The organism is Pseudomonas sp. BN515 (assembly GCF_029873155.1).
Taxonomy (GTDB): Bacteria; Pseudomonadota; Gammaproteobacteria; order Pseudomonadales; family Pseudomonadaceae; genus Metapseudomonas.
Window position 1 is genome coordinate 74155 of sequence record NZ_SSOH01000080.1, and the last position, 18715, is coordinate 92869.

General features: G+C 64.8%; 13 protein-coding genes. 4 read left to right on the forward strand and 9 right to left on the reverse strand.

What is annotated here, in order from left to right; all coding sequences use genetic code 11:
- Positions 1–390: 390 nt before the first annotated feature.
- The 8 genes from E8E91_RS22355 to E8E91_RS22390 all read right to left on the reverse strand — a co-directional run bounded on the left by E8E91_RS22355 (position 391) and on the right by E8E91_RS22390 (position 11726).
- The gene (locus E8E91_RS22355) at positions 391–1743 is read right to left on the reverse strand and encodes a DUF1329 domain-containing protein (protein WP_280378909.1); all 1353 of its coding nucleotides are present in this window, start codon (positions 1741–1743) and stop codon (positions 391–393) included.
- 424 nt (positions 1744–2167) lie between these two features.
- On the reverse strand, positions 2168–2623 hold the full coding sequence (locus tag E8E91_RS22360; protein ID WP_280378910.1) for a MaoC family dehydratase: 456 nt from the start codon (positions 2621–2623) through the stop codon (positions 2168–2170).
- Positions 2624–2653: 30 nt separating this feature from the next.
- Positions 2654–3793: an acyl-CoA dehydrogenase family protein gene (locus tag E8E91_RS22365; RefSeq protein ID WP_280378911.1), complete on the reverse strand. Its 1140-nt coding sequence runs from the start codon at positions 3791–3793 to the stop codon at positions 2654–2656.
- Positions 3794–3808: 15 nt separating this feature from the next.
- On the reverse strand, positions 3809–5002 hold the full coding sequence (locus E8E91_RS22370) for an acyl-CoA dehydrogenase family protein (RefSeq protein WP_280378912.1): 1194 nt from the start codon (positions 5000–5002) through the stop codon (positions 3809–3811).
- Between the two features lie 13 nt (positions 5003–5015).
- Positions 5016–6203: a lipid-transfer protein gene (locus tag E8E91_RS22375; protein ID WP_280378913.1), complete on the reverse strand. Its 1188-nt coding sequence runs from the start codon at positions 6201–6203 to the stop codon at positions 5016–5018.
- A gap of 560 nt (positions 6204–6763) precedes the next feature.
- Positions 6764–7564: an enoyl-CoA hydratase/isomerase family protein gene (locus E8E91_RS22380; RefSeq protein ID WP_280378914.1), complete on the reverse strand. Its 801-nt coding sequence runs from the start codon at positions 7562–7564 to the stop codon at positions 6764–6766.
- 105 nt (positions 7565–7669) lie between these two features.
- Positions 7670–8815, reverse strand: coding sequence for an acyl-CoA dehydrogenase family protein (locus tag E8E91_RS22385; RefSeq protein ID WP_280378915.1), 1146 nt, complete (start codon positions 8813–8815; stop codon positions 7670–7672).
- A 199-nt stretch (positions 8816–9014) separates the two neighbouring features.
- A complete protein-coding gene (locus E8E91_RS22390) occupies positions 9015–11726 on the reverse strand; it encodes a LuxR C-terminal-related transcriptional regulator (RefSeq protein WP_280378916.1) in 2712 nt (903 codons plus the stop codon).
- 228 nt (positions 11727–11954) lie between these two features.
- On the opposite strand from E8E91_RS22390, the gene E8E91_RS22395 reads away from it, so the two are divergent.
- From E8E91_RS22395 to E8E91_RS22410, 4 genes are all read left to right on the forward strand, one after another.
- Positions 11955–12728 carry an enoyl-CoA hydratase/isomerase family protein gene (locus tag E8E91_RS22395; RefSeq protein WP_280378918.1) on the forward strand — a complete coding sequence of 258 codons (774 nt, stop codon included), beginning with the start codon at positions 11955–11957 and terminating at the stop codon, positions 12726–12728.
- 31 nt (positions 12729–12759) lie between these two features.
- The gene (locus tag E8E91_RS22400) at positions 12760–14004 is read left to right on the forward strand and encodes a thiolase family protein (protein ID WP_280378920.1); all 1245 of its coding nucleotides are present in this window, start codon (positions 12760–12762) and stop codon (positions 14002–14004) included.
- 89 nt (positions 14005–14093) lie between these two features.
- The gene (locus tag E8E91_RS22405) at positions 14094–15008 is read left to right on the forward strand and encodes an SDR family NAD(P)-dependent oxidoreductase (protein WP_280378922.1); all 915 of its coding nucleotides are present in this window, start codon (positions 14094–14096) and stop codon (positions 15006–15008) included.
- Positions 15009–15102: 94 nt separating this feature from the next.
- Complete coding sequence (locus E8E91_RS22410) at positions 15103–16677, forward strand: AMP-binding protein (protein WP_280378923.1); 1575 nt, start codon at positions 15103–15105, stop codon at positions 16675–16677.
- Between the two features lie 985 nt (positions 16678–17662).
- On the opposite strand, the gene E8E91_RS22415 is transcribed toward E8E91_RS22410, so the two are convergent.
- On the reverse strand, positions 17663–18715 hold the full coding sequence (locus E8E91_RS22415) for a DUF1254 domain-containing protein (RefSeq protein WP_280378925.1): 1053 nt from the start codon (positions 18713–18715) through the stop codon (positions 17663–17665).

Below are 18715 nucleotides of genomic sequence, written 5' to 3' on the forward strand. Positions count from 1 at the left end.
AAGCCCCGGTGAGATACCGGGGCTTTTTTCTGGAGGTTTCAGGATGGTTTGGCCATTGCAGGCGCGAGGCACCCCTCTCCCGCTTGCGGGAGAGGGGCTGGGGGTGAGGGAAGGCCGTAGCTTGGAGTTAGGTCTGCAAGTGGATTCACATCTCAGGCAGGAGGTCCTTGCTTGGCTCCGCGCAGCCGGACACAGCCCTCACCCCCGCCCCTCTCCCAGAGGGCGAGGGGTGACTCGCGCCGGCTAGGGACAATCAATGCTGGAACCACTCGCGGTCTGAAAGTTAGGAACCGACTGCTTACTCAAGCTACGGCCTCCGCTCACCGTCCACCCCAAACAAAAAAGGCGGAACCGACCAGCTCGGTTCCGCCCAACACTCCCCGTCCGGAGTTAACGAATACCCGCACCCGCCAGGCTATCGGAGGTCCAGCCCTTGTCCGACGTCAGCTTGTCCGCCACCACCACACCGGCCTTGCCCGGCCAGACGTTGATGTAATAGGTCCCGCCAATCAGGTCGTAGTGGCCGGCGGTGCTGTTGGTGCCGCCCACGTCATACATCTGGGTGAGGTAGCTGAAGCCAGGCCGCCACAGTTGCCCGCGACCGTCGTACTGGTCCACGGCCAGGGCGGTCCAGCTGTCTTCATCGATGTAGTAGGTGCGCTTGGAGTAGACGTGGCGCATGCCCGGCTTGAGGGTCGCCTCGACCACCCAGACGCGGTGGCGTTCCCAGCGCACCAGGTCCGGATTGATGAACTTCGGACCGAACACCTCTTCGGGCGTCTCGGCATAGGTGAAGCGGTAGGTGTTGTACGGGACGTACATTTCCTTCTTGCCCACCAGCTTCCACTCGAAGCGGTCCATCCGGCCGTTGAACAGGTTGATGTCGTCGATGGTGGACATACCCGAGGTACTGGCGTTCGGCGTGTCGTAGGCCAGGTCCGGGGCCAGGCGCACGCGGCGTTGGCCGGGCAGGTACTGGTAGGCCTTGCGTCCCCGCTCGGTAGCTGTGTAGTCGAAGGTCATCACCGCTTCGCCGGCACGACGCGCGGGGCCGGTGTAGTTGGCACGGGCACGGGTGAGCAGGATGTCGTCGCCACTCTTGGAGGCGTCGTAGTACGGCATCTCGTAGGTCCAGCGACCCTGGGTGGAGGTCACCAGCTTGCCCGCCGCGTCGACGTTGTAGGCACCGTACTTGGGTGCGACCCAGGACAGGCCCTGGTAGCGCGCCAGGTGGTTGAACATCACCTCGATTCCGCGCTTGGGCATCGGGAATGGAACGCCGGCATGGGCGCCCGTGAGCGTTTCGTCGTTGTTGGTCAAATTGGCGCTGGTGGCGTTCTTCAGCGTGTTGTCCAGCACGAACTGCGGGTAGCCTACGGTGCGGTGTGTCGGGTAGACGTCGAGGCGGTAGCCCGGCAGTTTCTTGATCAGTGCCTTGGTGCCTTCGGTGAGTTTGTCGCCGTAGGTATCGACGTTGCTGGCGTCAATCGAGAACTGCGGTTTCTCGCTGGCGAAGGGGTCCGGGCGAATGCCCTTGCTCTTGTCGAAGCCGGGCGGCGGCGTGTTCAGGCCACCTGTGTACGCAGGAATGGTTCCGTCGGCGTTGCCGGCCATTTCGGCACCGACCGGGGTCAGGGAAGTACCCAGTTGCTTGGCTTCTTCCGCTGTCACTGCTGCATGGAGCACGCCTGCATGCGCGGCCAGCAGGCTGGCTGCGATCAGGGTTCTTGTCAGTCTAGTCATGTCTCCACCCTCTGAGATTGTGGTTTTGAACGTCTCGTAAAGCGCGCCACGCCTCTTGAGGAACAGGCCGTTACCAGCTGGAACGACGGTCGACGCCGATGTGTCGTCGACCCACCTCAGGTCAATGCGGACTTGCCGTACAGGTCCGGGATCACCCCCTTGAAACGGCGCCCAGCTCACGGCATGGCGAACATTTCATGGCGGGTGAACTGCTTTCCCGGCAGCGTTTTTTTAACCAACAGCCCCCTCCCCTCGCCCCCCCCTTATTGGAGCATGGAGGGGGGGATGGAGGGCCGCTCGCAGAGGGCGGAATGAAGGCGCCAAATGCAGAAACGCCACGCGGTACCCGGAGGCACGGCGTGGCGTTTCTGTACTGCGGAAACGGGCTTGTGGCCGCGTTTCCTTCAGGCGGTGGCGATGCGCGTCAGGCGAATACCCGCAAGATGGTCTCGGCTACGCAAGCCGGCTTGGCCGCGCCTTCGATCTCTACGGTCATTTCGTAGGTGATCTGCGCACCATTGCCTTCGAGCGGTTCCCAGGACTGCACCTTGAAGTGCCCGCGCAGACGGCTGTCCACTGGCACCGGCTGGACGAAGCGCACCTTGTTCAGGCCGTAGTTCACGCCCATCTTCACGTTGCGCAGCTCGAAGGCATTGGTCATGAAGGTCGGCAGCAGGCTGAGGGTCAGGAAGCCGTGGGCGATCGGTCTGCCGAAGGGGCCGGCGGCGGCGCGCTCGGGATCGACGTGGATCCACTGATGGTCGCCAGTGGCTTCGGCGAAGGTGTTGATGCGGTTCTGGTCGATGGTCACCCAGTCGCTGGTGCCCACGACCTCACCCACCAGGCCCTGAAGTTCGGCCAGCGTTTCGTAGCTTTTCATTGTTTTCTCCAGATGGTCGAAATGGCTTGGTCAGGCGCGCAGCTCAGCCTGCAGGGCGGTGGCACAGGCCGCTTCGTGGCTGTCGCTGCTGCCCAGCAACAGGTCGGCGACCACAGCACGCTTGTAGTAGTGCCCCACCAGGTATTCCTCGGTCATGCCGATGCCGCCGTGCAGCTGGATGCCCTGGCCACAAACGACCTTGGCCGCGCGACCAATCAGCATCTTGGCGCCGGACAGGGTCTTGCGCCGGGTCGGCTCGTCGTCGTTGGTCATGGAGGCCAGCGCCACGTGCAGCATCGAACGCGCCAGTTCCAGCTCCGCGGCCATGTCGGCCATGCGGTGTTGCAGGGCCTGGAACGAGCCGATAGGTACACCGAACTGCTTGCGCACCTTGAGGTAGTCGGCGGTGACTTCGAGGGTCTTTTCCATGCCGCCAATCAGCTCGGCGCACAGCGCAACGATGCCGTGGGCCAGACCTTCACGCAGGGCCGGCAAGCCTTGCCCCGCTTCGCCCAACAAACGGTCCGACGCCACCTCGACGCCGTCGAAATTGAGTTCTTCCACCCAGGTGCCGTCATGCAGCGGCAGCGCCTGACGCTCCAACCCTGCAGCATCGGCGTCCACCAGCAGCAGGCTGACGCCCGTCGTGCCTGCGACCTTTGCGGACACGATGAAAGCCTGGGCATCGGGCGCGCCCAACACCAGACTCTTGAGGCCATGCAGGACGAAGCCGTCGCCACTGCGCTCGGCGCGCAGCGTCACCGGTTCGGGCATGCCACGGGAGCCGGGCTCGCTGTAGGCCAGGGCGATGCGGCACGTACCTTCCGCCAGTTGCGGCAGCCAGCGCGACTTCTGTTCGGCGCTGCCGGCAGCCGCCAGGGTCTGGGCGGCCAGCACGGCGCACCCCAGGTAGGGCTCCAGCACCAGGCCGCGGCCCAGCTCCTGGGCGATGATCGCGGTTTCCAGCAGAGAGCCACCGAGTCCGCCGTATTCCTCGGGCAGCGCGGCCATCAGCCAACCGTTGGCGGCGAACAGGGCCCAGTTGTCGGCGCTGCCGTTCTTCCCGGCCTGCAGCAAGGCGGTGCGTGCCTCGAAGCTGTAGGCCTTGTCGATGTAGCGGCGCACGCTGTCCTTCAACAGCTGCTGTTCCGACGTGAGTTCGAAATCCATGCCGATGTCCTGCTATCAGAGTTGGAACAGCAACTTGGCGATGATGCCGCGCTGCACTTCACTGGTTCCGCCGTAGATGGTGGAGGCCCGGCGCAGGAACATGTCGTTCGAGATGCCGCGCGCCAGCCGCTGTAGCGGGTACGGCTGCTCCGGGTCCGACTCGTGGGGATGCGGATAGGCGATGGCGCCGTAATCCCCCAGGGCTTCGATCTGGGTCTCGGTGATGCGCTGCTGCAGCTCCGTGGCACGGACCTTCAGCATTGAACCGAGGCTGTGGGACGCCGGATTGTGCTGCTGCTCCAGGCGAGCCACGCGCTGCACCAGCATTTCCACCGCCTGCAGCTCGGCATCCAGGCGCGCCAGCTTGTGGGCGAACTCCGGTCGCTCGCAGAGCAGCTGGTCGCCCACATGCAGCGTGGTAGCAATCATCCGCAGCTCGCGCATGTAGCGCTTGAGCTCGGGCAGGTCGGCGGTGGTGGCGTGCTCGTTGTTGAGCAGTAACTTGGTGATGCTCCAGCCCTGCCCTTCGACGCCGATCAGGTTCTGCACCGGCACCCGCACGTTGTCGAAGAAGGTCTCGTTCAGGTGATGGGCATCGTCGATGCTGCGGATCGGGCGCACGGTGACGCCGGGCGTCTTCATGTCCACCAGCAGGAAGCTGATGCCGGCCTGCTTCTTCACTTCGGTGTCGGTGCGTACCAGCAGGAAGATCCAGTCGGCATGGTGTGCATAGCTGGTCCAGGTCTTCTGGCCGTTCACCACATAGTGGTCGCCATCACGCACGGCGCGGGTGTGCAGGGATGCCAGGTCGGAACCGGCGCCCGGCTCGGAGAAGCCCTGGCACCACAGGCGTTCGCCGTTGAAGACGGCCGGCAGATGTTCGGCCTTCTGTTCCGGCGTGGCGAAGGCGTTGAGGACCGGCCCTAGCATCTTGTGCACGAAGGCGTCCTGGGTCGGCGTGCCAGCTGCGCTGCACTCATCATCGAACACCAGGATCTGCGGCACGGACCAGCCGGTGCCGCCATGTTCCTTCGCCCAGTAGGGGGCGCCCCAGCCACGCTGGTTGAGCAGTTTCTGCCAGCGCATGATCTGCTCGCGCGGCGAGCGAGTGCAGCGCTGCTGGCCTTTCAGTTCCTCCGGGACCTCCCGGAGGAACTGTCGGACCTCCTCGCGGAAAGCCGCGAGGCTGGCGTCAGGTTGAAAATCCATCAGGTTTCCCCTGTCAGTCCTTGCGGTACATGGTCACCACGCAGGCGCCACCGATACCGATGTTGTGCTGCAGAGCGATGCGTGCGCCCTCTACCTGGCGCTGTTCGGCCTGGCCGCGCAGCTGCTGGACCAGCTCGGTGCATTGGGCCAGACCCGTGGCACCAATGGGGTGCCCCTTGGACAGCAGACCACCGGACGGGTTGACCACATAGCGGCCACCGTAGGTGTTGTCGCCGTCGTCGACGAACTTCTGCGCGCCGCCCTCCGGGCACAGGCCCAGGGATTCGTAGGTCAGCAGTTCGTTCTGGGCGAAGCAGTCATGCAGTTCGACCACGTTGACTTCATCGGCGCCGATGCCGGCCATCTCGTAAACCTGGCGAGCGGCGGCGCGAGACATCGAGAAGCCTGCCACATCACGCATGTCGCCGGACTTGAACGTTTCCGCGCCGTCGGTAGTCAGTGCCTGGCCGGCAATCGACACGCTGCGATCAAGGCCGTGCTTCTGCGCATAAGCCTCGCTGCACAGCACCACAGCAGCAGCGCCGCAGGTGGGCGGGCAAGCCATCAGGCGGGTCATGACGTCCGGCCAGACCACCTGGTCGGCCATCACTTCCTCAGTGGTGACCACTTTGCGGAACACCGCCTTCGGGTTGTTTGCCGCGTGTCGGCTGGCCTTGGCGCGAATCTTCGCGAAGGTTTCCAGCGGGGTGCCGAAACGCTTCATGTGCTCGACGCCGGCGCTGCCGAAGATGCGCAGGGCGGCGGGAATCTCGGCGGCGCCGGGGATGGCTTCGTTGCACTGCTCCAGGAACAGTTCCAGCGGGCTGGGACGATCGGCGAAGGCGCTGTTGATGGCGCCGGGGATCATCTGCTCGAAGCCGAAGGCCAGGACGATGTCCACCATGCCGCTGCTGATGGCCTGGTTCGCGAGGTACAGCGCCGACGAGCCGCTGGCGCAGTTGTTGTTCACGTTGAGCACCGGGATGCCCGTCATGCCCACGTTGTAGAGCACGCGCTGGCCGCAGGTGGAGTCACCGAAGACATAACTGGCATAGGCCTGCTGGATGGACTCATAGCCAACTCCGGCGTCCGCCAGGGCCAGGCGCACGGCCTGCTCGCCCATGACCGCGTAGGTTTCGCTCTGGCCCGGCTTCACGAACGGGATCATGCCTACACCGGCGACGACGACTTTCTGCCTCATGTCTTTCTCCTCAACTGTGGGTATCCCGCAGGCGCCAGCGGCGCTCGCCCGGTATTGGCACTGGGCGGCAGGCTTTTGAGCCTCAAGGATAGGCAGCCCCTCCAGCGGTCCGCCCCTCCCCATTTGGATAGCCTGGGACTGAGGGCCCCTCCCCGGACGCAATCCGCTTGCTACCGAGCATGGATGATCCGGGCACGTTAGCGGATGTGGGTGTCAGCGGCAGTGGCAATGGACGCCAGGCGTGGTGGTTTATGGCGTCGAGGACGGACGGTGCGTGGGGTGTGGGGGATTCGACAGGCCTGTAGGGGCGATTTCAATCGCCAAGCAGGACGCAGTCCTGCCCTGTAGGACCGATTCAATCGCGATATGGCGAGACATCGTGCCAGCTAGTGACTGCCCTCACCCCAACCCTCTCCCAGAGGGAGAGGGGGCTGTCTGTGCCGGTGTTCAGTTCGTAGGATGGGTAACGCCCGATTTAACTCCGGCACAGTCGTGTAGGGTGGGCTTCAGCCCACGCTGACCTGCGATGGTGGGCTGAAGCCCACCCTACCTGTCCTGGTTCAGGACGCTGGACGCACCGCACCCCGATAAGGCAGCCCTTCCTTGGCCAGGAAACGCCGCACCGCCTCGGCGTGATAGCGACTCGCCCCGCACAACGACTGGGCGGCGGCTTCGAACTGGGTCATGGCCTGGCGGTCGGTCTCGAACGAGCGGTTGAGCAGGGTCTTGGCCATGCCCAGCGCATCGGCCGGGGCATCGTCGAACTGCGCGGCGAAGCGCAAGGCGCTGTCCACCAGTTGTTCCTGCGGCAGGATCGCTTGTGCCAGCCCCAGCGCCAGCGCCTCGTCGGCATCAAGGGCGCGCGCGGAGAAAATGATCTCCTTGGCCTTGGCCAAGCCCACCAGCCGTGGCAGCACATGCAGCATCGAAAGATCCGGCACCAGCCCCAGGCTGAGGAAGGTGGGCAGCAGCCGCACACGCGGGGTGACGAAGATGAAGTCCGCCGCCAGGGCCAGGGAGAACCCCGCGCCCACGGCAACGCCATCCACTGCCGCTATCACGGGCTTTTCCAGGTCGATCAGATCGGCGAACCAGTCGTGGAAACCCAGCACCAGGTTGCGTCCGGCAAAGGTGCCGTCCTCGCCCTCCTCCAGGCTGCCCAGGTCGAAACCGGAGCAGAACGCTCCGCCCGCGCCGGTCAGCACCACCGAGCGCACGGAGCGGTCATCCCGCGCCGCCTTTACGGCTTCCGGCAAGGCTTCGTTGATAGCTGCCTCGAAGGCATTGCGCTTCTGCGGCCGGTTCAGGGTGATGAGCGCCGTCTTGCCGATCTTCTCGTAGAGCACTGCACTGTCAGTCACGTCCATTTTCCTCCTCGATACGACGACGAACCGTAGGAGCCAGCTTGCTAGCGAAAGGGTCCGCATTCGCTGGCAAGCCAGCTCCTACAAGGGATTTCACCCCACCTACAGGTGACGAGCGATGATCACTTTCTGGATATGGCTGGTGCCCTCGTAGATCTTGGTGACCCGAACGTCGCGGCAATAGCGCTCCACCGGGAAGTCGTTCAGGTAGCCATAGCCGCCATGAATCTGCAGGGCTTCAGAGCAGACTTTCTCGGCCATTTCGCTGGCGAACAGTTTGGCCATGGAGGCCTCCTTGGCGCAGTGCACGCCCGCGAAGTGCAGCCGGGCCGCGTGCAGGGTGAAATGCTGGGCGACCTCGTACTGGGTGGCCATGTCGGCCAGGTCGAAGGCCACGCCTTGCAGGTTGATGATCGGCGCGCCGTAGGCTTCACGCTCGTTGGCGTACTTCACGGCGGCTTCCAGGGCGGCGCGGGCACCGCCCAAGGCCACCGCGGCGATACCGATGCGGCCTTCGGAGAGGGTCGCCATCAGACGCTTGTAGGCAGTGCCTTCCTCGGCCAGCAGGTTCTCCGCCGGTACGCGGCAGTTATCCAGTTGGATGGCTGCCACATGTGCCGAGCGCTGTCCCATCTTGCTTTCCACGCGAGTCACGGTGTAGCCGGGTTCGCGCGGGTCGATGATGAACATGCTGGGGCCCTTGCGGCCTTCCGGGGTGTCGGTCACCGCCGCGATGGCAAAGGCGATGCCAGCCTCGTTGCCGTTGGAGATGAACTGCTTGCTGCCGTTGAGCACGTAGCAGTCACCCTCGCGACGCGCGGTGGTGCGGAATGCGGCGGTATCCGAACCGGCCTGGGGCTCAGTCAGCAGGCCAGCGGCAATCAGCTCGCCGGAGATCATCCCGGCCAGGTATTTCTCTTTCTGCCGCTCGGTGCCAAAACGATGGAGCATGTCGGTCATGCCGTTGTGGACATGGAGGATGGTCGCGAAGCCGGCGTCGGCTGCAGCGAACTCCTGGATGGCCAGGCAGTACTCGGGGAAGGACATGCCCGAGCCGCCGGCTTCCACGGGAACCTGCATGCCGAGGAAGCCGAGTTCGGCCACCGCCTTAAGCTCGTCGCGGGGCCAGGCTCCAGTGCGGTCGCGCTCGGCGGCCGTGGTTGCCACCACTTCCTGGGCCACCTTGCGGGCGGCGTCGCGGATCATGATTTCCTGCTCGCTCAGGAATGCTGCGGATGTATCGCTCATATGCTTCCTCTTGACCTGGGTCGAAGTTCCGATGCCTTGCGCTGCTACCGCCGCCGACCGGACGCCACCCGGATCGATCCGGCGCAAACGCGTCACGCGGGCGGTTGCACCTGGCGCAATGTCCGCAGCATGGAGGCGACGGCTCCGCGTCCGCGCCTCCCCTCTCGGTAGGGGCAACCGCCCCCGGAAGGACGTCCAGCTACTTCAGCAACCCCTGCTGGCGCGCCAGGGAAATCGCCGCGTAGCGGCTCGACACACCCAACTTCGCGAGGATGTTCTTCACGTTCCACTTCACCGTGCCGAAGGTGATGTTGAGCGTCAGGGCGATGCGCTTGTTGGACATCGCTTGCGCCACCAGGCCGAGGATTTCCACCTCTCGCGGGGTCAGGCTTGCACGCGGTGCGCCGGCCACCGCGCGAGGCTGCGGGATGGACGGCAGCTGCTCGGCTTCCGCCTCGTCACATTCGAAGAGGCGGTCCAGGTAGTCGGCCACCGCTGCTTCGGGACGAGCCTTTTCGCGCCATTGCAGCAGGCGTTCGACCACCGCCCGGCCTTCATCGAGAACGGTGCGGACCAGCCCATGCCGAGCGGCCACTTCCAGGGCGGCCTGAAGGTTTTCATCGGCTTCATCCCCTTGGCCAAGTTCGTCATGGGCCAATGCGGCGAGCAGTCTGACCTTGACCAGCGTGCGCGCCCGCCCCTGCTTTTCAGCGCCCTTGCCCACCATGGCCAGGCCTTCCACCGCCCAAGCCGGATCACGCCCCGCCAGCGCCAGCCGTGAACGGGCGAAGGTGGCTATGTGGGCGATTTCGTAGCGCGCTTCGGCGGTCGGACGCTGAGCCGCTTCGAGGTCGGCCAGGCGCGATACCAGCGCCGTGGCGCGACGCTGCTCGCCCTGTTCCAGGAGCAGACGGACCTGCTCGGCCAGCATCAGCGCCAGCAGGCGGTCCAGGCCCAGCACATGGAAATGCGCGGCCTGCGCTTCGAGAAAGTCCAGCGCGGCCTGGTGCGACTCACGCTGGGCAGCGATGCGCGCACGGCAAAGCGAAGCGCGGGCCATCACATCCGGCATGGACGAACGCAGGATGCCGCTGCGATTGGCCAGCACCCGCAGGGCGTCGTCGAGGCGATCCAGCTCGTAGTAGGCGTCGCAGAGCGTGGCCGCGCACAGGTTGGCGGAGACCGAGCCGCGTCCATAGGCCTCTTCGGCTCGGGCGAGAATGCTCGACCCCAGGCGCTCGGCTTCCAGGGCATCGCCGGACCGCAGGCTCGTCAGGGCACGCGTGTTTTCGAAGACCATGGCCATGTCGTTGTCGCGGTCCTCGAAGTGAAGCGGCTGCCGTTCGTGCAACCGGCGGGCGTCGTCGAGTCGGCCTACGGCGAGGTAGGCGGTGACCAGTGCCGAGAGCCCGATGTAGTGCAGCGAATGGTTGTCCAGGGGCACCTCATGGGCCGGTTCCAGCAGGCCAATGACCCGCCGGGGCTGGTCCAGTTGCAGGGCAATGGCGGCATCCGCCAGCACCAGCTTCGACGAAACCGCGGGATTACGCGCCGCTTCGGTGCGGCGTATCTGCTCCAGCCAGCGCTGCGCCTTCTCAGGCCGCGCGGTGAAGGCGTAGGTGAGGCAGCCCATGATGAACAGCCGTGGATGGGCGAACAGGACGTCCTGCGGCAGACGCTCCAGCAGATGCAGCATCGGGCTGACGTAGGCCATGCTCCAGCTGGTCGAAGCCGCTTCCTCCATGGCCTCCAGCGCATAGTCCAGGTCTCCGCCCAGGTTGGCGTGTCGAACAGCCTCCACCAGGTAGTCATGCTCGGCGAACCATTGGCTGCCACGCCGGTGCAACGTCTCCACTTCAGCAGCCCCGCGCGCCGCCAGGCGCTGCACCAGGAACTCGCCGAACAGCGGATGGAAGCGATACCAGGGCGCGCTGTCCTCGGATTCGATGCGGTAGATCAGCAGGTTCTCGTCCTCGGCCCGCTTCATCAGCTCCGGTGCGCGCGGGCTGGCGGTGACGAACTCGGCCAGATCGGCATTGAAGCGCCGGAAGATCGAGACCTTCTCCATGAATCCGAGCAGCTCGGGCGGCAGGCAGGCCACCACGTCTTCGGCCAGGTAGGCCTGCAAGTCGCTGGATTTGGCGAGGATCGAGCGCAGCTGCGTGCGCTTGGTCGGGCGTGCCCGTAACAGGGTGGCGATGGGTTGCAGGCTGGCCGGCCAGCCGCTGGTCAGGTCATGGATCAGGTGCTCTTCGTCGGCGCTTAGCTTGAGGGCACCGAGATTCTGCTGGAGGAAGTCGCGGGTTTCGTCCAGGTCGAAGGGCAGTTCGGCGAAATCGATCTCCGCCAGGTGTCCCTGCATGCGCAGACGCCCGAGGCTCAGCGGCGGCGTCGTCCGCGAGGCGATAGCGATATGCAGGTTGGCCGGGCAGTGATCCAGCAGTTTCTGCATCAAGCGGTGGGCGGCGGGCGCTTCCACATGGTGGAAGTCATCCATCAACAGGTGTAGTTCGCGGCCGACGGCTTCCGCCCCGTGGGTGACGATGGCCACCAGGGCATTGATCGACTGCTCGCCGCCATCGCTCTGCAACCATTCCTGTTCGATGCGGATACCCAGGCGCTGCAGGGCCGACAACAGGTAGGCGAGGAAACTCGCGAAGTGCCGGTCGTCGAGGCTGAAGGAAATCCAGGCCACGTCCAGCCCGGCCTTCATCAACTCCAGGCGCCATTGCGCGAGCAGGATGGTCTTGCCGAATCCCCCGCTGCCGGTGATCAGGGTCGCGCTGCACTGCTGGGCCTCGCGCAGGCGAGCCAGCAGGTGCGCACGGGGGATGTGCCGGGCATTGAGGCGCGGGGGCGAGAACTTGGTGGTGACCAGCAGGTCGTCGGCATTGATGACTGATGTATGCATGTTGGTTTTCTCCGCCCTTGTACTTGTTCGAGACGGTCCGGCCCCATTCCGAACGGGACCAGGTGTGGGCTTCACCCGGCTTCGGGCATTGCCCGGACGTCGCCCGCATCCTGCTACAACCGGGCGGAAGCCGGCCCCGTCCGCAACGGGGGGGGATCGGCGTAGACGGCCTCGCGTAAGTTCGAATCCAGGCAGAAACGCCAATTGCATTGCTATCGAGGAGCTGAGATGAGCGAGTCCGTTTCTTTTGAGGTGAAGGGTCAGGTGGGCTGGATCACCCTGACGCGCCCGAAAGCCATGAACGCCCTGAACCGGGAGATGCTGGAGGCCATGATCGCCCGCCTGCATGCCTGGGAAGACGACGCCGGCGTGCGCGTGATTGCGCTGACCGCCACCGGCCCGGCCTTCTGCGCCGGGGCCGACCTGAAAGCCAGCGGCACGCCCCAGCCGGGCGAGCCGGACCTGCTGGACACCATCGTCGCCTTCTTCGATCTGCTGCGCGTCTATCCGAAGCCGGTGATCGCCGCCGTCAACGGCCTGGCACTCGCCGGTGGCCTGGAAACCGTGCTGTGCTGCGATGTCGTCATCGCCGCCCAGAGCGCCCGCTTCGGCGATGCGCACTCCAATTTCGGCGTCTTCCCGGGTGGCGGCGGTGCCGCCGTACTCCCGCGCAAGATCCCGGAAAACATCGCCAAGTACATGCTCTTTACCGGCGATTCCCTGCCGGCCCAGGACATGAAGCAGTACGGCCTGGTCAGCGAAGTGGTAGCCGATGCCGAACTGGTGGACCGCGTACAGGCCATCGGCGACAAGCTCGCCGACAAGAGCCCGCTGGTGCTGCGCCGGATGAAGAAAGTCGCCAACGAAGCGGGCGACAAGTCGCGCGCCGACGCCCTGCGCCAGGAACTCCTGGAGCTGCGCAACCACCAGCGCTCCTACGACATGGCAGAAGGCGTGCGCGCCTTCGCCGAGAAGCGCAAGCCGGATTTCAAGGGCTACTGATCCAGCCTTCCCAGAGAGATACGAGGCAACCATGGAAAATGTATATATCGTCGGCGTGGGCATGACCGCCTTCGGCCGCCACACCGACAAGACCATCAAGCAGCTGACCGCTTGGGCGGTGGAAGACGCCCTGAAGGACGCCAAATGTGACCGCAAATGGGTCCAGGTGGGCTTCTTCGGCAACTGCACCCAGGGCCACTTCGATGGCCAGCACATGATCCGTGGCCAGGTGGCGCTGTTGCCGCTGGGCCTGGACGGCATCCCGATCTTCAACATCGAGGGCGCCTGCGCCTCCTCCAGCCATGCCTTCAGCCTGGCGGTCACCCAACTGCGCGCCGGTGCCGCCGACGTGGCCATTGCCGTGGGCGCGGAGAAGATGTTCTACAGCGACAAGATGAAGATGTTCTCCGCCTTCGAATCCGCCTGGGACATCGAGACCTTCGAGGAGAACAAAAACTACCTGGCCGCCATGGGCAAGGGCATCGTGCCGCCGCCTGGTTCCCAGTCCGAGAAGCCTTACAGCCCCTTCATGGACGTCTACGCAGCCCTCGGCCGTGGCGGCCTGATGGAGCGCTACGGCATCACCCAACGCCAACTGGCCGCCGTTTCCTCCAAGAACCACGGTCACTCGGTGCACAACGAGCGCTCCCAGTACCGCAATGCCATGAGCATCGAGGAAATCCTCGCCGCGCCGCCGATCACCTACCCCATCACCCTACCGATGTGCTCGCCCATCTCCGATGGTGCCGCCGCCGCTATCCTCTGCACAGAATCGGCGCTGAAGAAATACGGCTTCGACAAGAGCCGCGCGATCAAGGTGCTGGCCAGTGTGGTGCGCTCGGCTTCGGCCCGCGCCGCCGACGAGTTCGACAAGGGCTGCACCCACCTGGCCGGCAAGGCCGCCTTCGAGCAGGCCGGCGTTTCCCCGCAGGACATCGACGTGGCCGAAGTGCATGACGCCACCGCCATCGGCGAGCTGCTCGCCATCGAAGCCCTGGGCCTCTGCGAGCCGGGCATGAGCGGTGTGATGGCCGAGCGCGGCGACTTCAGCCTGGGCGGCAAGCTGCCGGTCAACCCGTCGGGCGGCCTGGAATCCAAGGGCCACCCCATCGGCGCCACCGGTATCGGCCAGATCTTCGAGCTGGTCGAGCAACTGCGCGGCGACTGCGGCAAGCGCCAGGTCGAAGGCGCCCGCATCGCCCTGCAGGGCAACGGCGGCGGCCTCTGGCGCGTCGAGGAATCGACCGAGCACGTCGGCATCTTCGCCCGCGCCTGACCCTTTACGGAGAACGGCGACCCCGGGGAATCCACGCAGTCTCCCCCGCCGTTCTCCCTCCAACTACGCTTCAAGAGAGGAAATACAGCATGACCATTCGCTTCGATGATCGCGTCGCCATCGTCACCGGCGCCGGCAACGGCCTGGGCCGCGTCCACGCCCTTGAACTGGCCGCTCGCGGCGCCAAAGTGGTGATCAACGACTTCGGCGGCAGCCGCGACGGCTCCGGCAGCTCGACCGATGCCGCCCTGGCCGTGGTTGAGGAAATCCGCCAGGCCGGTGGCACCGCCATCGCCAACGGCGCCAACGTGGCCGACTACGAGCAGGTCCAGGCATTGGTCCGTCAGACCGTCGAAGCCTTCGGCCGTGTCGACATCCTGATCAACAACGCCGGCATCCTGCGCGACAAATCCTTCAGCAAGATGGAAATGGCCGATATCCACGCGGTGATCAATGTCCACCTGATGGGCTCGATCAACTGCACCAAGGCCGTCTGGGACCTGATGCGCGAGCAGAACTACGGCCGCATCCTGATGACCACCTCCGCCGCCGGCCTGTTCGGCAACTTCGGCCAGGCCAACTACGGCGCTGCCAAGATGGCGCTGGTGGGCCTGATGAACATGCTGGCCATCGAAGGCCGCAAGAACAACATCCTGGTCAACACCCTGGCGCCGATGGCTGCCACCCGCATGACCGCGGACGTGATGCCGGAAGAGCTGCTGAAAGCCAGTCGCCCCGAGCAAGTGACCCCGGGCGCCCTGTTCCTGGTCAGCGAAAACGCGCCGACCAAGCTGGTCCTCGGCGCTGGCGCGGGCGTGTTCTCCGCTGTGCGCATGGAAGAAACCGCGCCGGTGTACATCAACGACGCCGAGCTGTCGCCGGAAGCCATCGAGGCCCACCTGGCGCAAATCACCGACTGGAGCAGCGCCGGCCCGCGTAACGACGCCAACCAGCAGGTGCTGCTGTTCGTCGAAGCCGCCATGAAAGGCATCAAGGGCGCCTGACCCCGCGCTGGACGGAGCCCCGCCTGCCTTGTAAAAGGCACGCGGGGCTGCACGCTTATCGCCGGCCAACCGGGCTACAGGAGGGAGAACAACAATGACGACAAAAATGAATTTCGCCCGGACCATGGGCAACCTCGCCGTACGTTTCGCCGACCGCGAAGCGCTGGTGAACATCGAGCGCAAACGCCGCTACACCTTCCGCGAGCTGCATTCACTCACCAACCGCATCGCCAACATGCTGCGCGAGCGCCTTGGGCTGCAGCGTGGCGACGTCTACCTGTGCATCCTGGACAACGACAACCTGTCCCTGGTGCATGCCTGGACCGCCATGAAGGGCGAAGCCGCCGGCGCCTACACCAACTTCCGCGATTCCCTGGAAGAGCACCGCTCGCAGATCGCCCTGATCCGCCCCAAGGCAGTGTTCCTGGAAAACCCGCTGCTTGATCGCTACTTCGACTTGCTCCACGAACAGGGCATCCAGGTCGTCTGCATGGACCCGCCAACTGAACCCCGTGACGGCCTGCTGTACTTCTGGGACCTGCTCGAAGGCGTCTCCGACGCGACCCCGGACATCGCCCATGAAACCCAGAATGACGTGGTGTCCTACCGCTTTACCGGCGGCACCACCGGCGTCAGCAAGTGCGTGCCCTACACCATGGACAACTGGCTCGCCCTGCGCGATTCCATGTACATGGAGAGCGAGCAGCCCTACCAGCCGGAAACCCGCTTCCTGCACATGGCTCCCATCAGTCATGGCTCCGGCCTCGGACTACTGCCGACCCTGTTCCGTGGTGGCTGCACCCTGACCCAGAACGTGCCGGACCTGGCCCAGCTGTGCCGCAACATCGCCGCCGAGCGGATCACCATGACCCTGCTGGTGCCGACCATGATTTACCGGCTGCTGGAAATGCCGGAAGCCACCGATTACGACCTTTCCTCGCTGCAGACCCTGGCCTACGGCGCCGCCCCCATGAGTCCGGCCAAGCTGCGCCAGGCCCAGCAACGCTTCGGCAATATCTTCATGCAGATCTACGGCGCCACCGAGTGCCTGCACGCCGTGGCCATCCTCGGCAAGGCCGACCACCTGGACGCCTCCGACAGCCAGATCGGCTCTGCCGGGCGCATCGCCGCCGGTGCCGAAGTGATCATCGTCGACGACGACGGCAAGCCGCTTGAACAGGGCGCTACCGGCGAACTCTGGGTGCGCTCCCGAGGCACCGTTTCCGGCTACTTCGGCAACCCCGAGGCCAGCGCCGCCGAGTTCGTCGATGGTTTCTGGAAGTCTGGCGACCTCTGCTATCTGGACGACCAGGGCTTCCTGCACCTGGTGGATCGCAAGAAAGACATGATCATCACCGGTGGCTTCAACGTGTACGCCGTCGAAGTGGAGGCTGCCCTCAACGCCCATCCGGCCGTATCCAACTCGGCGGTGGTGGGCGTGCCCCACGAGGAGTGGGGCGAGGCACTGCACGCGGAAGTGATGCTCAAGGCCGGCCAGGAGGTGTCGCCTGAAGCCCTGATCGAACACGTCAAAGGCCGCCTGGGCCGCTTCAAGGCGCCCAAGTCGATCCTCTTCGTCGAAGCACTGCCGGTGAGCGTGGTGGGCAAGGTCCTGCGCCGCCAGGTGCGGGAGAAATATTGGAAGGACAAGGCGCGCCGCGTGTCCTGAGTGATGTAAGTGGTTTGAAGATTACCCTCGCTTGATGCCTCGATGTGCCCCTTCCCGAACGGGGGCCATCGGGGCTTTTTTTGTGCTGCGCGGGGTGGACTACCGGCCCTCGTTTGGCACCGCTTTGTGGGGGCGAATTCATTCGCAAAGCAGTTTGTACGATGGGTCGGGCGGCGCTCCGCGAGCTTGCGATACCCATCAGCCTTGTCCGCATGGGTATCGCTCCGCTCCACCCATCCTACGAATTCATCTCCGGCACAGTCCTGTAGGGGCGATTTCAATCGCCATGCAGGACGCAGTCCTGCCCGCTTTTGTGGGAGCGAATTTATTCGCGAAATGGCCAGGCACCGTGCCAGCCGATGGCTGCCCTCTCCCCCGACCCCTCTCCCTGAAGTGGAGAGGGGTGACGCTCGGGCTGACCTTCGGCACAGTCCTGTAGGGGCGATTTCAATCGCCATGCAGGACGCAGTCCTGCCCGCTTTTGTGGGAGCGAATTTATTCGCGAAATGGCGGGGCACCGGGCCAGCCTGACACAGCCCTCACCCCACCCCTCTCCCAGAGGGAGAGGGGGCTGTCCGTGCCGGCGTTCAGTCTGGGCACAGTCCTGTAGGGGCGATTTCAATCGCCATGCAGGACGCAGTCCTGCTCGCTTTTGTGGGAGCGAATTTATTCGCGAAGTGGCGTGGCACCGTGCCAGCCGATGGCTGCCCTCACCCCCGGCCCCTCTCCCTGAAGTGGAGAGGGGTGACTCCCGGCCCATATCCGGCACAGTCCTGTGGGGGCGAATTTATTCGCGAAATGTCCGGGCACCAAGCCAACCGGACACAGCCCTCACCCCAACCCTCTCCCAAAGGGAGAGGGAGCTGTCCGTGCCAGAGTTGAGTCTGGACACAGTCTGTAGGGGCGATTTCAATCGCCAAGCAGGACGCAGTCCTGCCTCTTCGGGACAAAAAAACGGCGGCCATTCGGCCGCCGTTCTTGGGTTTCAGGACGCAGGCTGCGCCTCAGGCAACTTCCAGCTGCCATCCAGGATCGCCTTGTCGGGCAGGTAGAAACGCACCATGTAGTTCCAGCCGGGCATGATCGGCAGGCAGTTCTCCGTCTGCGCAGTGCAGCCGCCGAAGCGCACGGAGATGGTACCGCCCTCGCCTTTCTTCGCCGTCAGGTTGCTCAGGCTGTAAGCCTCCAGCTCGTTCTTCTGGAATTGCCCGGCCTCGTTGTAGACGCTGATGGACCAGAAGGCCCCCACCGGAACCTTGTCCACCTCCAGCTGGTAGCTCGTCTGGCCGTCATTCTGCGCGGGCGTCACCACCTGGTAATAGGCGTCCTTCTCCGGATTGCCGCCCCAGGCCATGGCGCTGCCGATCAGGTGGCGCACCGGATCGACTTCCTTCGGCCCACCAAACATCCCATGGGAATCGGGAATGGTCGTGCCCAGTGCAAGCAGTGCCTTGCGCATCTGCGCGCGGCTCGTTTCGTCCCAGTTCGGCACTTCGAAGCGGCCCGGCCCCTTGGGTTGCGACACACTGATGGCATCCTGCAACGCGGCGACTTTCTTCAGGTCCTGCGGATCGGTCGGATCGAACAGCGTACGCACACCGACCAGGACGTAGCGGGTGCCCACCTTCGCCTTGTCCAGGCTGTACTGCCCAGCGCCGTAGTGGACGCCGACGATCTGGTGGTTTTCGTCGATCATGGCCAGCGACATGAAGCGGTCGCCGGCATCCGGCATGGTGACGCTGACAGGGCCCGCGTCCAGGTCGAAGACGGCGGTGGAGTAAAGGGTGTCGCGGTTCGGCCGAATCACGGTGGGACGATCGACCGGGATCAGGTTGCGCCAGTGGGAGAACTTGCCCAGCCCGCCTCGTGCCACGGTGAGACCGAAATATCGGTCCGTCTCGGCGCGGATGAAGTTATCGACGGTCACCCGCACCGGCTCGCCCGGCAGCGCTTCGCTGCGGGCATCCGGCAGGCAGGCCGCGAACAGGGCGAGGGCGGCCAGAATCACTTTCAATTCGTACACGGTTACTGTCTTCAT

Excerpts from the sequence above, each read along its gene's own strand:
- E8E91_RS22390 (WP_280378916.1), bottom strand. The coding sequence starts at position 11,726 with ATGCATACATCAGTCATCAATGCCGACGACCTGCTGGTCACCACCAAG.
- E8E91_RS22370 (WP_280378912.1), bottom strand. The coding sequence starts at position 5,002 with ATGGATTTTCAACCTGACGCCAGCCTCGCGGCTTTCCGCGAGGAGGTC.
- E8E91_RS22415 (WP_280378925.1), bottom strand. The coding sequence starts at position 18,715 with ATGAAGACAGTAACCGTGTACGAATTGAAAGTGATTCTGGCCGCCCTC.
- E8E91_RS22375 (WP_280378913.1), bottom strand. The coding sequence starts at position 6,203 with ATGAGGCAGAAAGTCGTCGTCGCCGGTGTAGGCATGATCCCGTTCGTG.
- E8E91_RS22365 (WP_280378911.1), bottom strand. The coding sequence starts at position 3,793 with ATGGATTTCGAACTCACGTCGGAACAGCAGCTGTTGAAGGACAGCGTG.
- E8E91_RS22360 (WP_280378910.1), bottom strand. The coding sequence starts at position 2,623 with ATGAAAAGCTACGAAACGCTGGCCGAACTTCAGGGCCTGGTGGGTGAG.
- E8E91_RS22385 (WP_280378915.1), bottom strand. The coding sequence starts at position 8,815 with ATGAGCGATACATCCGCAGCATTCCTGAGCGAGCAGGAAATCATGATC.
- E8E91_RS22410 (WP_280378923.1), top strand. The coding sequence starts at position 15,103 with ATGACGACAAAAATGAATTTCGCCCGGACCATGGGCAACCTCGCCGTA.
- E8E91_RS22355 (WP_280378909.1), bottom strand. The coding sequence starts at position 1,743 with ATGACTAGACTGACAAGAACCCTGATCGCAGCCAGCCTGCTGGCCGCG.
- E8E91_RS22405 (WP_280378922.1), top strand. The coding sequence starts at position 14,094 with ATGACCATTCGCTTCGATGATCGCGTCGCCATCGTCACCGGCGCCGGC.
- E8E91_RS22395 (WP_280378918.1), top strand. The coding sequence starts at position 11,955 with ATGAGCGAGTCCGTTTCTTTTGAGGTGAAGGGTCAGGTGGGCTGGATC.
- E8E91_RS22400 (WP_280378920.1), top strand. The coding sequence starts at position 12,760 with ATGGAAAATGTATATATCGTCGGCGTGGGCATGACCGCCTTCGGCCGC.